16 protein-coding genes and 1 pseudogene are annotated in these 15,626 nt (G+C 43.3%); 15 read left to right on the forward strand and 2 right to left on the reverse strand.

Annotation, left to right across the window (positions count from 1 at the left end; genetic code table 11):
• Positions 1–249 precede the first annotated feature (249 nt).
• The 4 genes and pseudogenes from G6R29_RS06585 to G6R29_RS02075 all read left to right on the forward strand — a co-directional run bounded on the left by G6R29_RS06585 (position 250) and on the right by G6R29_RS02075 (position 6,788).
• Positions 250–2,421, forward strand: coding sequence for a glycoside hydrolase family 70 protein (locus G6R29_RS06585; RefSeq protein WP_213808703.1), 2,172 nt, complete (start codon positions 250–252; stop codon positions 2,419–2,421).
• 55 nt (positions 2,422–2,476) lie between these two features.
• Positions 2,477–3,445, forward strand: a pseudogene (locus tag G6R29_RS06590) (glycoside hydrolase family 70 protein); the annotation flags it as partial.
• 435 nt (positions 3,446–3,880) lie between these two features.
• Entirely contained in the window at positions 3,881–5,590 is a 1,710-nt protein-coding gene (locus G6R29_RS06595) for a hypothetical protein (protein WP_420798072.1), read from the forward strand.
• A gap of 199 nt (positions 5,591–5,789) precedes the next feature.
• Complete coding sequence (locus G6R29_RS02075; protein WP_213808705.1) at positions 5,790–6,788, forward strand: mucin-binding protein; 999 nt, start codon at positions 5,790–5,792, stop codon at positions 6,786–6,788.
• Between the two features lie 482 nt (positions 6,789–7,270).
• On the opposite strand, the gene G6R29_RS02080 is transcribed toward G6R29_RS02075, so the two are convergent.
• Entirely contained in the window at positions 7,271–7,444 is a 174-nt protein-coding gene (locus tag G6R29_RS02080; protein WP_213808706.1) for a hypothetical protein, read from the reverse strand.
• Positions 7,445–7,665: 221 nt separating this feature from the next.
• On the opposite strand from G6R29_RS02080, the gene rsgA reads away from it, so the two are divergent.
• From rsgA to G6R29_RS02115, 7 genes are all read left to right on the forward strand, one after another.
• The gene (gene rsgA, locus G6R29_RS02085; RefSeq protein ID WP_213808707.1) at positions 7,666–8,583 is read left to right on the forward strand and encodes a ribosome small subunit-dependent GTPase A; all 918 of its coding nucleotides are present in this window, start codon (positions 7,666–7,668) and stop codon (positions 8,581–8,583) included.
• A 35-nt stretch (positions 8,584–8,618) separates the two neighbouring features.
• Positions 8,619–9,275 carry a ribulose-phosphate 3-epimerase gene (gene rpe, locus G6R29_RS02090; protein ID WP_213808708.1) on the forward strand — a complete coding sequence of 219 codons (657 nt, stop codon included), beginning with the start codon at positions 8,619–8,621 and terminating at the stop codon, positions 9,273–9,275.
• Between the two features lie 51 nt (positions 9,276–9,326).
• Entirely contained in the window at positions 9,327–9,971 is a 645-nt protein-coding gene (locus G6R29_RS02095; protein ID WP_213808709.1) for a thiamine diphosphokinase, read from the forward strand.
• A 9-nt stretch (positions 9,972–9,980) separates the two neighbouring features.
• Positions 9,981–10,298: a thioredoxin gene (gene trxA / locus G6R29_RS02100; RefSeq protein ID WP_213808710.1), complete on the forward strand. Its 318-nt coding sequence runs from the start codon at positions 9,981–9,983 to the stop codon at positions 10,296–10,298.
• Positions 10,299–10,389: 91 nt separating this feature from the next.
• A complete protein-coding gene (gene rpmB / locus G6R29_RS02105; protein WP_213808711.1) occupies positions 10,390–10,590 on the forward strand; it encodes a 50S ribosomal protein L28 in 201 nt (66 codons plus the stop codon).
• A 147-nt stretch (positions 10,591–10,737) separates the two neighbouring features.
• Positions 10,738–11,097, forward strand: coding sequence for an Asp23/Gls24 family envelope stress response protein (locus tag G6R29_RS02110; protein WP_213808712.1), 360 nt, complete (start codon positions 10,738–10,740; stop codon positions 11,095–11,097).
• A 2-nt stretch (positions 11,098–11,099) separates the two neighbouring features.
• Entirely contained in the window at positions 11,100–12,803 is a 1,704-nt protein-coding gene (locus tag G6R29_RS02115) for a DAK2 domain-containing protein (RefSeq protein ID WP_213808713.1), read from the forward strand.
• A 103-nt stretch (positions 12,804–12,906) separates the two neighbouring features.
• Here the strand turns inward: G6R29_RS02115 and G6R29_RS02120 are convergent, their stop codons facing one another.
• A complete protein-coding gene (locus G6R29_RS02120) occupies positions 12,907–13,137 on the reverse strand; it encodes a DUF4044 domain-containing protein (RefSeq protein ID WP_238476861.1) in 231 nt (76 codons plus the stop codon).
• Positions 13,138–13,232: 95 nt separating this feature from the next.
• Between G6R29_RS02120 and G6R29_RS02125 the strand changes: the two genes are divergently transcribed.
• The 4 genes from G6R29_RS02125 to G6R29_RS02140 all read left to right on the forward strand — a co-directional run bounded on the left by G6R29_RS02125 (position 13,233) and on the right by G6R29_RS02140 (position 15,626).
• Positions 13,233–13,577 (forward strand): hypothetical protein, encoded by a 345-nt coding sequence (locus G6R29_RS02125; protein WP_213808714.1) that lies wholly within the window; start codon positions 13,233–13,235, stop codon positions 13,575–13,577.
• Between the two features lie 165 nt (positions 13,578–13,742).
• On the forward strand, positions 13,743–14,174 hold the full coding sequence (gene mraZ, locus G6R29_RS02130; RefSeq protein ID WP_213808715.1) for a division/cell wall cluster transcriptional repressor MraZ: 432 nt from the start codon (positions 13,743–13,745) through the stop codon (positions 14,172–14,174).
• A gap of 49 nt (positions 14,175–14,223) precedes the next feature.
• Complete coding sequence (gene rsmH / locus G6R29_RS02135; protein ID WP_213808716.1) at positions 14,224–15,171, forward strand: 16S rRNA (cytosine(1402)-N(4))-methyltransferase RsmH; 948 nt, start codon at positions 14,224–14,226, stop codon at positions 15,169–15,171.
• Between the two features lie 86 nt (positions 15,172–15,257).
• Complete coding sequence (locus G6R29_RS02140) at positions 15,258–15,626, forward strand: cell division protein FtsL (RefSeq protein ID WP_213808717.1); 369 nt, start codon at positions 15,258–15,260, stop codon at positions 15,624–15,626.

A 15,626-nucleotide genomic window follows, 5' to 3' on the forward strand; every position in this document is an offset into this window, starting at 1 on the left:
AAAGATAAATTAAAATTTGATCATTACAAAGTATAGTCACGGATGTAATATAAAAATGGTGTAATTTTATTAAAAACACTTGTTTTTTATAAAAAAAGCGGCTAATTAGAGAAAAATTACACTGTAATTACATTTGTAATAGAAAATAACAATTTATTACGTTTTTTAATGTTGATTTAATCTTCTGATAGAATGTGATTGTTATGTGCTAAATGTAGCAAACTTCAGATTTTTTTAGGGAGAGAAAAAATGCGGAAGAAGATGTATAAAGTTGGTAAGTTTTGGGTTGCAGCGACCGTTGGAATTTTAGTCGCATCTGCTATCCAAAACATGGATGTAAGCGCTGAATCACATGCGCCTGCACAGTATCAAGGCTCTTCACCAAAAACTAATCCTCAAATTGAAGATCAAACGATTAGTGGTGTTGATGGGGATTATGTTAGCCTTCCAGATGGAAATCAACAATTTATTCTTAAGGATACGAACAGTCCTGTTAAAGGTTTACGTAAAATTGATGGAAATTTGCAGTATTTTGACTTGGATTCTGGAATTCAAGTCAAGGGAGAATGGGTCACAGACAAAGGTGAAAAATACTATTTTGAGAATAATAGTGGAAATGCTGCTGTTGGAACCAAAGTAATTAACGGTAAAGCGTATGGTTTTGATAAAAAATCACACCTTGTTAAAAATGATTTTGTAAAAAATTCTGATACAAGTATTTTTTACTTTGATGAAAACGGAAATACTATCAGTGGGCTGCAAAGTATTAAGGGAAAACAATACTTCTTTTTGGATTCTGGGGAAGTATTGAAGGGAGGAACAGAAGCAAAGACGATTGATGGCAAACAGTATTACTTTGATGCGGAAGATGGACACGCTACAGTTGCCAATGATAGCGCTTTTGAAGAAGGATTAACCAAGGTTAATACCGACTTCACTGTTCACAATCAAATTTTTGATACTAATGTCAAATCTATTGATAACTTCCACGGGTTCATCACACCAGATTCATGGTATCGTCCTAAAGAAATCCTGAAGAACGGCGATTCTTGGATAACAACTAATGAAAATGACCGTCGTCCGCTTCTAATGGTGTGGTGGCCGGATCAACAAACTGAGACCAACTATGTTCAGTTTATGTCAGAACATGGACTTTTGAGCAAGACTGATTTAAATAAAAGTGATTTAAGCCAGGAAAGATTGAATGAATTGACAAAAATCATTCAAGTGAATATTGAACGTAAAATTGATTCTGAAAAATCTGTGGACTGGCTGCATGCTTTAATGAATGAGTTTAGGGGGAGCCAACCAAACTGGAATATAGATAGTGAGAAACCAAATCCAAATGATAGCTTACAAGGTGGTACGCTTGCTTTTCAAAACAGCGGAATGACACCAAATGCTAATTCACTTTATCGACTTCTGAATCGTGCACCGTTGAATCAAGATGGAAAACACGATGATAAATTGGGTGGATTTGAATTTTTGTTAGCCAATGACGTTGATAACTCCAACCCTGTGGTGCAAGCAGAACAACTTAATTGGTTGCATTATCTTCTCAATTTTGGAAAAATCACAGCAAATGATAAGAATGCAGATTTTGACGGAATTCGAGTAGATGCTGTTGATAATGTCGATGCTGATTTACTGCAAATTGCAGCAGCTTACTTTAAATCAGCCTATGGGGTGGACTTGAATGATAAGAATGCTAACCAGCATATTTCGATTTTAGAAGATTGGAGTTTTGATGATGCTAAGTACGTCTTTGATAAGGGAGCTGACCAGCTCACAATGGACTTTAAACAACAGGTTCAAAGTACTTATTTCTTGTCACAAAGCCCTAAGTTCCGATCAAGTTTAAAGCGATTTTTGGAGTGGTACAATGTTGATCGCTCGAAAGATAATACTCAAAACAAGGCCATACCCAATTATTCATTTGTACGAGCTCACGATAGTCAAGTGCAAGAAATTATTGCCAAAATTATTGTTGAAATGTATCCAAATGCTGACGGTTTGAAGCCAACTATGGAACAAATCAGGCAAGCTTTTGAAATCTATAATAAGGATTTAGCATCGACTAATAAAAAATATACTCTTTATAACATTCCAGCAGCTTACGCAATGCTACTCACTAATAAAGATACCGTGCCGCGTGTCTATTATGGGGATTTGTATACTGACGATGGCCAGTATATGAGCAAAAAAACGCCTTATTTTGATGCCATTTCTCAACTGTTGAAAGACCGTGTTAAGTATGTGGCTGGTGGACAAACATTATCGATTGGTACAGAAAATAGTGATAATACCAAAAGCCATGAAGCTGATTTAATGACTAGTGTTCGTTTCGGTAAAGGGTTGATGAATGTTAATGATACAGATGATCAAATTCATACTGATGGTTTGGGATTGATTTATCAGTAACAACCCTAATTTCAAGTTAGGTAATGGTGAGAAAGTTGTGTTGCATATGGGAGCAGCGCATCGTAATCAAAAATTCCGTGCTGCATTGCTTTCTACGAAGAATGGGTTAAAGATCTATTCTACGGATGACGGAGCACCTGTCATGATGACTGATGATAACGGTGATCTTATTTTTGATGGGGACATTGTCTTTGGTGTATCTGATCCTCAAGTTTCTGGATATTTGGCTGTTTGGGTTCCGGTGGGCGCTAATGAAAATCAAGACTCACGAACACAGAGTTCAGAAGAAAAATCTAGTGATGGTAAGACTTTTCATTCAAACGCGGCTCTTGATTCACAATTGATTTATGAAGGTTTTTCAAACTTTCAAGCAATGCCAACGAATGCTTCAGAATTTGCGAATGTGAAAATTAAGGAAAATGCAGATCTGTTCAGAAGTTGGGGAATTACTTCTTTCCAATTTGCTCCGCAGTATCGATCAACGACAGAAGGATCATTTTTGGATTCGATTATCCAAAATGGATACTCATTTAACGATCGTTACGATTTAGGTTTTAATTCTGCAGATGGAACTCCTAATCCAACAAAATATGGAACAGATGAGCAGTTAAGAGAAGCAATTAGGGCGGTTCATCAGCAAGGAATTCAGGCTATAGCTGATTTTGTTCCTGACCAACTTTACGATCTTCCTTTGGAAGAATTGGTCACGGTAATCCGGACAGATAGCCTTGGTAAACAAAAGCAGGACTCTGAAATTAAAGCTTTGCTATATATTCTTCGTACTATGGGGAGTGGAAAAGATTACCAAGCTAAGTTTGGTGGTGCGTTTCTTGATGAGTTAAAGGTGAAATATCCTGAATTGTTTGAAATTAATCAAATTTCAACTGGAAAACCAATTGATGCTAGTGAAAAAATTAAGCAATGATCAGCCAAGTATCTAAATGGAGTTAATATAAGTGGAAAAGGTGCTTATAACGTTCTAAAAGATTGGGCCATGAATAAATATTTCACTGTGAATTCTGACGAATCATTCTTACCTAAGAACTTGATTAACCAAGAGAGTAATACTGGATTTACATCGGACTCTGGTCATATATCATATTATTCTTTGAGTGGGTATAAAGCTAAGCACTCTTTCGTTTTGTGGAAGGGGAATTGGTTCTACTTTGATGATGACGGTTATATGGTAACGGGAGAAAAAGAAGTTGACGGAGAAGTCTATTTCTTTTTGAAAAACGGTGTGGAACTTCGAAATCACTCTTGGGTAGACCATCAAGGTCAACTTCGCTATAGTGGGCTTCAGGGCGTCTCAAAAATTGTTTCGAGAACTATTTCTGGTAAAGATGGGGACGGAACGTTCTTTTCAAAGGAAGATGGAAATCAATACTTTATTCTGAAGGCAACCAATGAACTTGCTAAGGGATTGTATGTTATTGATAAGAATATTCAGTTCTTTGATATGGAAACAGGAGCTCAGGCAAAAGGAGTATGGAAATCCTTTAATGGTAATCGTTACTATTTCGCATCCGGATCAGGAAATGGTGTAAAGGGTGTAGTAGAAATTGATAAAATTTTCTATTTGTTCGGGGATGATGGTAAATTCGTTGGTTTGATTAGTGACGTTGATCATCCAACGGTTCATCCAAGTAAGGATGGATTAGAAAAGATTCCGTTCTTACCAGAGTCGAGCCAATACAAAGCATACGGTGATGGCAGCCGATTTAAGTTTGAAAATAATGGAAGTTCAAATACTGGTCTGTTCCGCGATAAAGATGGTCATATTCGTTACTTTGATGATGTGAGCGGTTACCAGACGAAGGGGCAAATTCAAAAGATTGATGGGAATTATTATTGCTTCGATAAGAATTCTGGAGTTGGACGCTTGATTAAAAACGTCTCAGGAGGTCATTTTGTCATCAATCAAGAAAAGACTAATCATGAATCAGTCTCTTATGTCGATGCTCAGGGCGTAACTGTCAAAGGGTTAGTTCAGATTGATGGTCAAGTTTACTATTTTGATTTAGAAAATGGTATTCAGCGTAAGGGTGTATCTGTTCGCATATCTGGTCAGGAATACTACTTTGATGGAGAAAATGGAAGCCTTGATGATGTCCGCTCACAACAAACTCACAACGGATGGGTGTTAGACGAAAAGGCACAACGTTTCTATTTTGATTCTAAAAGCAATTCATACTGGACAGGAAAACATAGTGTGGATGGGCATGAGTTCTTCTTTAGAGAAGACGGTCATTTAGCTTTAGGTGAGTATGTTGCAGAATCAAACGGAACATGGTCTTATTATGCCCGAGAAACGGGTTACAAGGCCTATGGAGCGACTAAAATAGACGGTTCATATCGATTCTTTGATAAGCAAGGTATTCAAGTTAAAGGGGATTGGGCTCAAGATGATCAAGGCCGCTGGTCGTACTATGATGCTGATCAAGGAAAGCGCTTGATTGGAAATCAAACGATTAAGGGTAAGGATTATAAGTTTGATAAGGATGGAATTCTGATTGCGGGGGATGCTCCGCTTCCGGATAATCCAGTCAACCCGGATCAACCGGTAAATCCCGATAAGCCAGTGAACCCGGATCAACCGGTAAATCCTGACAAGCCAGTGAACCCAGATCAACCGGTAAAACCTGATAAGCCAGTAAACCCAGATCAACCGGATAAGCCTGCACATCCTAGTGCAAACAACGACACCGCTCCGCATAATGTTTCTTACCCATTGGATGGTGCACGTGATGCAAATAATAGTGAATTGAATGTTGACGATAAGATTATTTCTTCAAATGATGCTTCAAATACTATTCCTGAGAAGGTAGATGCGCAGAGCAAGAAGAGTTCTGAATTATCAAAGAAGGCAACTAATCAACCTAAGCTTTCACGCGTAAAGCGTTCTCAAGAAAAGCAGAATGACGAAGCGTCTAATGGATTCTTCCATAAAGTTGGTCATTCAATCAGTGATGCTGGTAAAAGTATTGGCCAAGTTTTGGCAAATACTGGTAAAGTCGCAGGAGGTTTCTTTGTCGATGCTGGTCGTACGATTGGTGATGTCGCTCATACAGTAGCTGATGCTGTATCAGAGGCAACTGATACTGTTGTTCAAACAACGCAACATATTTGGCACAAGGTTACTGGTTTCTTTAAAGATTGGTTTATGTAATCTCTAAAAAATCACAGTAATCCTCGATAAAGAAAAGCAGCTCGAGCATTTTGCTCGGGCTGTTTTTTTATTCCAAATCGAGATGAGTTTTTGAAGAGCTTTTTGCTATTTTAAAGTTACAGCTTTGAAATTTTTTAGAGCTATACTGGAAGAGAATAAAAAGTTGCGTTTTGTACGCATAGAAAGGATAAGAGACAACATGCCTCATATTCACGTTAAGAACCATAAACTTTTGTTAGCGGCAGGTCTTGCTTCTTTATCATTCGGTGGAGCCACTACGCTATCAGCCACGACCGGGTTTGACTTTACCAGCATTCATCTCGTTCAAGCAGACGATGGTGTTCCGGAATCGACAGACACTGATAAATACAAGGTGCGAACCATCGCTTTCATCGATGAAGACGACATTAACTATCCGTCAATTCAGCCCTTACAGTCTCAGTACATTCACTTACACAACGATGGAACGGATAGCAAGGCAGATTGGCACCGAGTGTCTACAAAGTGGGAAAACGATTTGAAGGAACCAAATCCTAAAATGTATGATTTCGATGAAAAGAAATCGGACAAAATGGACAAACGTATGCCGGAAAATTTGACCGATTGGCACTACAAAGTTGCGATTAATAAGTATTACAAGCACCACATGACCAAGGGCGTCACCGCAAAGATGGTCCCTGATGGTCAGAAACTTGATTTGGAGCGCAAGGCTGTTCGTACGATTCGTTTGATGGACGGCAAGAACGTGAAGGAAACGATAACACAGACAGCCACGATTGCGCGAACGGCGACGAAGGATGAAGTGACGGGCAAGCTGTCGGACTTCACGGCTTGGAAGGTTGAGGGCGCAGGTTGGTATGCTGATAGCTATAAGCTTGATGGGTACAAACGAGTTTACGTGCCGGCAAAGGATGCGCTTCTGTCGATGGCTGATCGAAGTGATGAGTTCCAATTGGTGAATGCGCCTAAAAAGGTCGTTGATGTGCGCGAATTGGCATCGGATGAGACGGGTGACGCACCGGTTGCTAGCCTGGAGGTAGCAGACGAAGAGATTGTTACTCAAGCTGCTCAGGAGATGCTTGCTGTTGGGCACCGTCAACCGGAAACGGGTAAGCGAGCTGCGTTTAATTTTGCCATGTTGGCCACTGTGGTGGCAATGACGGCTGCAGGATTGGCATTTGTCTTTTATCGTCGATGAGAATTTTCCGATGAGGAATAAGTGCTTGCCTTTGGGAGAGAAGGGATTATACTGATTTTGGTGGACCGCTAACGCGGTGTCCGCCTTTAGTTCTTATAAGACACTAAGAACCGCAGCTCGGGAAAGCTAATCGCGGTTCTTTTTCTTTTGCTCGAATATTCTGAGTTGGAATTTTCGTTTTCGAGGAAATGAATTATAATGAAATAGAAAAAGGAGCTAGCTCCAACTAGCTCCTCAGGCGCTGCCGCTAACGCGGTGTCCGCCCAGTTACTTTGAGTTACAAAGAACCGCAAGCGGGTAAGCTATTCGCGGTTCTTTTTCTTTTGCTCGAATATTCTGAGTTGGAATTTTCTTTTTCGAGGAAATGAATTATAATGAAATAGAAAAAGGGGTTAGCTGTAACTAACCCCTTGGGCGTTGCCGCTAACGCGGTACCTGCCTTTAGTTCATATGAAACTTGAAGAACCACCAGCTGCGGAAAGCTAATCGCGGTTCTTTTTCTTTTTGTCTTTATAGCGATCGAGTTGCCCTTGAACAAACTCAAAGAGATGTAAGAACACATCAATCGCTATTAAAGCATACTCGAAAAAAACTTGTCCTTCATTGCTGAAAGACGCCCTCCTTTCTTTGAAGATTTTCCTGATATGTTTTACCATAAAAAACCTCCTTTTCTTTGAAAGGCGGGCACCGCGTTTTGCTTCAACGCCAGCTAAATTATAACTGCTGCTGGGTGCTTTTAATAGCTGATATTCTCAATTTGAATGGCTTTTTGCGATGTTGTATATAATGATTGAAATTGTCCAGGAACGGCTTACCGTTACTGGATTTTTTGTTTTTTCTAAGGTTGGATGAATGGTTATCATGCTATAATATAGGCATGAAAACAGGACGGATTATAAGGTCATTGGCCGGATATTATGATTTAGAACTGCCAGACGGCAGCATCGAGCGGACGCGTGCACGTGGTCAGTTCCGTAAGAGCAAGCAGAAGCCCCTCGTGGGCGATTGGGCCGATTTCGAGTCCGAGAACGGGGAAGGACTTATTTGGAAGCTCCACGACCGCAAGAACGACCTTGTGCGTCCGCCAATCGCAAACGTCGACCTCGCCATTGTTGTCACGTCTGTGATTGAACCAGCTTTTTCCCAGAATCTTTTGGACCGGCAACTGGTTGCCTTGGAAGCCGCTGACGTTCGTCCTGTCCTTTACTTTTCAAAGCTGGACTTAGTCGATGACGACAAGCAAGCGGCTTTCAAAGAGCAAGTTTCCCTCTATCAAAAGATTGGCTACACGGTCATTTTCTCAACCGATGACCTGAAAGCGTCCTTCACACCCGTTTTGAAGGATCAGGTTGTTGTCGCCATGGGACAGACCGGGGCCGGGAAATCAACGCTCTTGAACCAGCTTGCCCCTGAATTGAAACTAGCGGTTGGCGAGGTGTCCCAGGCGTTGTCTCGTGGAAAGCACACGACACGCCAAGTATCATTGATTCGTGTCCCAGAATACGAGACGTTGATTGCGGATACGCCTGGTTTTTCATCCTATGAAGTTTTTGACTTTCCCGTCGAAGAACTCGGCGATTACTTCCCAGAAATTCGCGAAGTGGCACCAAATTGTCGCTTCCGTTCGTGCTCGCACATCAACGAACCGGGTTGTGCGGTCAAAGAGGCCGTGGAGCTTGGCAGCATTAGTCGTGAGCGCTATAATAGTTACGAACTGTTTTATCAGATCATTAAGGGAAAACGGCCGGTTTATCAAAAGAACTCGACCAAGTGGCGACAGGATCGCTTGAACTAGTCCCACACCCTTGCAGTAGTAGAAAGAGGAATCACATGGCAGGAATTATTGCCCCATCCATTTTGAGTGCAGACGTGACCAAGTTAGGTGACGACGTCAAGTTAGTTGAAGCAGCAGGTGCCAAGTACTTGCACATTGATTTGATGGACGGATCATTTGTCCCATCAATGGCTTATGGACCAGCTTGGGTTAAGCAACTTCGTCCAATGACGGACTTGTTCTTGGACGTTCACTTGATGGCCGTTCACCCAGAAAAGCACGTGAAAGAATTGGCGGAAGCCGGTGCAGACCTTATCGGTGTGCACGTGGAAGCAACGCCACACATTCACCGCGTTTTGCAAATGATCAAGAAGGCCGGCGTAAAGGCTGAGGTTGTCATCAACCCAGGGACGCCTGTTTCTGCTATCGTTCCTGTTTTGTCAATGGTTGACCAAGTCTTGGTTATGACGGTTAACCCTGGTTTTGGAGGCCAAGCCTTCTTGCCAGAAATGACGGAAAAGATTAAGGAATTGTCTGCCTACAAGCAAGAACACGGATTGGATTTTGACATCGAAGTTGATGGTGGAATTAACGACAAGACGGCGCCAATGACGGCTGCTGCCGGTGCCAACGTTTTCGTTGCGGGTTCATATGTCTACGACAAGAAGGATCCTGCCGCTAAGGTACAAAAGCTTTTAGATTTGACTAAGTAAGATGAGCCGAGCGGTTTCGCTCGGCCTTTTTTATACGAAAGGTTTAAAACGATGGGAAAGCGAATCAATGTTTTAGCTGGTGGACCAAAAGAAAAATGGCCAGACGATATCTTTGAACAAAACGGCGACTGGATTGGTGCTGATCGTGGTGCTTACCACTTGTTAAAGGCGGGCTTGCCGATGGTTGCGGCCGTTGGGGACTTCGACTCCTTGGATGAAGGAGAGAATGTTGAGCTGCACGATTACTTAAAGGATGACCAGATAAAGGTTTACCCACCAAAAAAAGATTACACGGATACACAGATTGCACTGCTCGCTGCTTTCAAACACGGGGCGACAGACATTGTGCTTTATGGAGCGACCGGTGGCCGCTTGGATCACGAGTTGTCCAACTTGACCATCCCAACCCAAGATGAGTTCAAACATTTGGCTGGACACTTGTCGATTGTCGACAACCAGAACACGATTACCTACTTGGATGTTGAGCATCAGGTTGTGAACAAGCAACCAGGATACAAATACCTTGGCTTTATGCCATTAGGTATAGTTGATAATTTTAAGATTATTGACGCGCTCTATCCTTTGACACTAAGTGTAAACAGCGGTAAAATGTATTCGTCGAATGAATTTGTTGGCGAATTGGTACACACTGATTTTGACTGTGGTATCGTACTCGTCACGCAGAGTAATGGATAGGAGGATTGTATGGCATTAACAGCACTACAAGATGCAAACTTCGAGGAAAAGACAAAGAGCGGTGTTTCAATCACCGATTTCTGGGCTGAATGGTGTGGTCCTTGCAAGATGCAAACCCCTGTTCTAGAAGCTTTGTCTGACGATGCCGCCTTTTCCGGCATTGACTTCTACAAAGTTGACGTCGAAGAAAACAAGCAAATTCCTGCTGATTTTGGAATCCGCGCGATCCCAACTTTGATTGTGATGAAAGATGGTCAAGCCGTTGAGCGTTTGACTGGCTTCCACAATAAAGAACAACTTAGCGAAATTTTGCAGAAATACGCCTAATATCTTGCCAAAGTTAAAACCCTCTGGTAAAATACTGTATTGTTGATAAGAAGAGCAGGCACGTGTTGCGGCTCGGATAGGAGGGTCAGACATGGCAAAAGATGCAATTAATGGTGCACGCACCCGCTTTGGTAACCAACGTTCCCACGCCTTGAACTCAAGTCGTCGTAGCTGGAAGCCAAACTTGCAAAAGGTAACGGTTAAGATTAACGGTTCCGCACCTAAGAAAGTTTACTTAACGGCACGTTCATTGAAGGCTGGATTGAAGAACGGCTCAATCGAACGCGTTTAAAAACCACTCCACTGGGTGGTTTTTTTATTTTTCATGGACTTTGAAAAAAACTTCTCGAACTTGGGACTTTTTTAGAGCCGTGGTAAAATAGAGATAAGTATTTAGAAAGGAAAGTGGAGCGTTTTTTATAGCTTCACAAGCAATAGAATGGCAATTAAGATTCGAACAAAAAACGGTGATGTCACGGTTGAAAACGATGTCATTGCTTCCGTTGTTGGTGGGGCGACCATCGCCAACCCTGGAGTGGTTGGAATGGCTTCTCGCTCACTCCTGAAAGATGGGGTAGCCCAGGTCTTGAACCGTGAAAACTACGGCCGTGGTGTCGTTGTTTTCGAACAAGCTGCTGGACTCTCAATCGATGTTTACATCGTCGTTCAACACGGCATGAAGTTAGCTGATATTTCAGCTTCTGTTCAAAGTCGTGTTAAATACTACTTGAATGCTTACCTGGGCCTTTCTGTCCCTGAAGTGAACGTCATTGTTCAAGGCATTGCAACCGAGGATTAAAAATGACTGCAGAAAATAACTCTACAATCACGCCGCTTTTATACGGCAAGATGGTGAACGCTGGTGCAGCCAAGTTGACTGCCAACGCAGAAAATATTAACAAATTGAACGTTTTCCCTGTTCCTGATGGGGATACTGGAACAAACATGGCTTTGACCATGGCTTCCGGTGCTGAATACGAACGTGAATCCCAAGAAGAAAGCGTTGGATTGTTGTCAAAGGCAACGTCTAAGGGACTTTTGATGGGAGCCCGCGGTAACTCTGGGGTTATCTTGTCTCAGATTTTCCGTGGAATGTCCAACTCAATGGCCGAAAAGGCTGAATTGTCTGTTCGCGACATGGCCGACGCCTTGATGGAAGCCGCAAAGGTTGCCTACAAGTCCGTGATGAAGCCAACCGAAGGAACGATTCTGACGGTTATTCGCGAAGCCGCTGCCGAAGCGGATCGCTCAGCATCTGCTGGCGATGACATGCAAACCATGTTGGAAAACGTGAAGAAGGCTTCCCAAGTGGCTTTGGATAAGACGCCTGACATGTTGCCTGTCTTGAAGGAAGTCGGCGTGGTCGATTCTGGTGGACAGGGATTGGTTATGGTTTTGTCCGCCTTCTCTGACGTGGTTTCTGGAACTTACAACGAAGACGACTTGCAAGCACCTGACAACGCGGAATTGGACCAAATGGTTTCAAAGCTGCACGCCGGCGCCCAAGCCGATGATTCCTTGAATCCAGAAGACATTAAGTACGGTTACTGTACTGAAATCATGGTTGACCTCGCAACGGGTACAACCTGGGACGAAAAGTTTGATTACCAAAAGTTCTACGACTACATCGCAGAACGAGGTGACTCACTCTTGGTCATTAACGACGAAGACGTTGTTAAGGTCCACGTCCACACGGAAGACCCAGGTGCAATCATTCACTGGGGAACGGAATTTGGTTCATTGCGCAAGGTGAAGGTCGACAACATGCGTGACCAACAACAAGCCGTGATCGATAAGCAGGAAGAAGAAAAGAAGGCTGAAGTTTTGGGCGCAGCTCAAAAAGAAGTGCCTGAAGTTGCTGTCTTCGCCGTTGCTTCTGGTGACGGAATTGCCGAACTCTTCGAATCACTTGGTGTCTACAAGGTGATCACTGGTGGCCAAACGATGAACCCTTCAACGAAAGACTTCGTCGATGCCATTAAGGAATCCGGTGCGAAGAAGGCGATTATCTTGCCTAATAACTCCAACATCTTCTTGGCTGCTGACCAAGCAAAGGAAGTTTCTGAAGTTCCTGTAACGGTTGTTAAGTCTCGTTCAATCCAGCAAGGATTGACGGCCATGCTCGGTTACAATCCTGAAGCTTCATTGGAAGATAACAACGAAGCCATGACCGAAGAATTGGCATCCGTTGTTTCTGGTGCCGTTACCCAAGCCGTTCGTGAAACGACGTTGAAGGGTCATGACATCAAGAAGGGTGACTGGCTTGGTATGAAGGATGGCGAAATCGTCGCTGTCGGCAAGCAGTTGATTGAAACTGCTGAAGCCTTGTTGAAGATGATGTGCGATGACGATTCAGAAATCGTGACGATCATCTCTGGTAAGGACGCTAAGCAAAAGGATGAAAAGGCTTTGGAAGAGGCTGTTGAAGCCATCGACGAAGACCTCGAAGTGGAAGTTCACCAAGGTGGACAAGACCTCTACCCATTCTTGCTTTCAGTTGAATAAAAGTTAAAGAAAAAGACGAGCCGGTTGGATCGTCTTTTTTGTTTGTTTTTTTACCAAAATAAAAGTCAGAAGCGAACTTGCCTCTGACTTAGTGTTTGAATTGTTAGGCGATTGCTGAGATAGCAGCGTAGATAACAGAACCAGCCATGACGATCACCATGAAGATGGACATACCAAGTGTCCACTTTTGGTACTTCGTCTTCTTTTTCTTTTCGAACTTAGGCATTGGCTTTTTGTCCAATTGACGGTTCACTTCGTCTTCCAATAATTGGTCAACGTCTGTTTTTTCTTGTGCACTTTGTTGTGCTTTTTCAATTTGCTTCTTTTTCATCATCGCTTCTCCTGGTTGTGCTAGAGCTATTTTAACACAGGCGATTCCAAATTGAAATTTCAAGGCGGTCTTGGTAGAGTAATTACGAGGTGACAAACATGGTTTGGTATTTTTGGGCAGCGATTTGGCTTGCCGTACTCTTATTTATTATGATTTGGCGTTTCTTGTACCGCGCCTTTCCAGCAGTGACGTTCATGGATTTAGCCACTTTGCCAACGTGGTTCTTCTTGAACGAAATCGAAGGAGCTGCCTTCTATCGCTCCGACGTACTCTTGCTGATTGTTATTTTACTGATTTGGGGTGGCGTATGGTCCTTCCTTACTTTGGATAAAAACGACTTAAAAATAACGGACTTTATCCACCGTTTTTGGCAGATAAGTGGGATGGTAGCGAGTGGATTTGCCATTCTAACCATCCTAATGGCCATTTTCTTCGCAAAATAGGTAAAAATTGGAAAAAATCCCCACCAGGGCTAAATGCTGTTATATCAGCATTTAGCCCTTTTTCTTTAACAAATTTTAAAGAAATGTGGAGAAAAAGTGGTGGAAAGTGGGGGATTGTGGTAAATTATTAGTAAGTAATCCACAGGAAAGGAGGAGTGGGCCATTATGTTCATGGGAGAGTCATCACACAACCTCGACCCGAAGGGCCGGCTCACGATTCCTGCTAAATTTCGTAATCAATTAGGGGAAACTTTTGTGATTGCGAAGTGGATGGAACATTCCTTGCGTGCGATGCCAATCGACGTTTGGAATAAGCTCGAAGAGCACTTAAATAATTTGCCAATCGGGAAAAAAGACGCCCGGGCTTTTAAGCGTTTCGTAATGGCCGGCTCCATGCAGGCTGAGTTCGATAAGCAAGGTCGTGTGATTATTGCTTCTAATTTGAAGGATCACGCGCAGTTGGAGAAGGAAGTTGTCGTCACAGGTGTCGGTGATTCCTTTGAAATCTGGTCAGCTGACAACTGGAAGGCTTACACCGAAGAAACTGCGGAGAACTTTGACGACATCGCTGAGGGCTTGGTCGACTTTGACTTTTAAAGTCCCTGTGATGGCTGGTTGATTGAGAAAAGTGAAAGGAGGAATCAATATGACATTTGAACACGTGACCGTCCTCCAAAAAGAAGCCGTTGACTTACTTAATGTAAAAGAAGACGGAATCTATGTTGACGCCACACTTGGTGGCGGCGGACACACGGGCGTGATTTTGTCACGTTTGACCACCGGAACACTTTACTCTTTCGACCAGGACGAAACGGCCATTTCCTTTAATAAGGAACAGTACAAAGATGAAATCGCCGCCGGTAAGCTCGTCTTAATCTTCAACAACTTCCGAACGTTGAAGGAGAGCTTGGCCGAGCGTGGCGTTGATCACGTCGACGGTGTCTTGTACGACCTTGGCGTGTCATCCGTTCAATTTGACCAAGGGGACCGTGGCTTTTCATATAACCACGACGCCCCGTTGGACATGCGAATGGATCAGCGTCAGGAATTAACGGCAAAGACCATCGTAAACGATTGGCCTTTCGGTGACCTGGTGCGGGTCTTAACCCGCTACGGAGAAGACCGTTTCGGTAAGGCAATTGCTCGAAAGATTGAGCAACACCGTGAAAAGGCACCGATCGAAACGACCTTTGACCTTGTCGAAGTGATTAAGGAAGCCATTCCGGCTCCTGCACGTCGGCATGGTGGTCACCCGGCGAAGCGTTCTTTTCAGGCGCTGCGCGTCGCCGTTAACGACGAGCTCGGCGCTTTGGAAGATTCACTTGGTCAAGCTTTGGAACTTTTAGATGTCGGTGGCCGTATCTCGGCCATTTCCTTCCAGTCCCAAGAAGATCGCTTAATCAAGCAGATGTTCAAGGAAAAGACGGCTGAACCGGAATTGCCTCGTGGCTTGCCGGTCATGCCCGATGAAATGGCACCCGACTATAAGCTCTTAACTCGTAAGGCCATCAAGCCTTCCGAAAAGGAGCAAGAAGAAAACCATCGCTCAGCCTCCGCGCAACTGCGTGGGATTGAACGAATCCGTCTCTCATAAATTCGACGTTTTCAAATCAAGTACCACCGCCCCGAATAGTTGACGGGCAACCCAATGCATTAAGAAATTAAGTAAAGGAGAGAACCATGGCACAAAACGCATACCGCTACCAGAATCCTGCAACGGCATTACCGAAGCAGAGTGCTAAGCCAAAAGCAAAAGTAAGAAGACGTTACGAGCCGGCGGTTTGGACTAAAAAAGAACGATCCCTGGTCGTGGTGATGGCGGTCACGGTTCTCTTTATGATGGTCGCCACTGTTTGGACAACGGTTTCCATGCAGCGAGTCGATGCAAGAAACCAAGCAGTCAGCCAAAAGATTAATAAGGTAAAGGAAGAAAACGATTCCTACCGTGGTGATATTCAGGCAAAGATTAACAAAGACAACTTGGAAAAAGTTGCGAAGTCGTCCAACATGGAACAAAGTACGACGAACGTTCGCAACGTAAATCAATAA

Source organism: Fructobacillus broussonetiae (genome assembly GCF_018437275.1).
Taxonomy (GTDB): Bacteria; Bacillota; Bacilli; order Lactobacillales; family Lactobacillaceae; genus Fructobacillus; species Fructobacillus broussonetiae.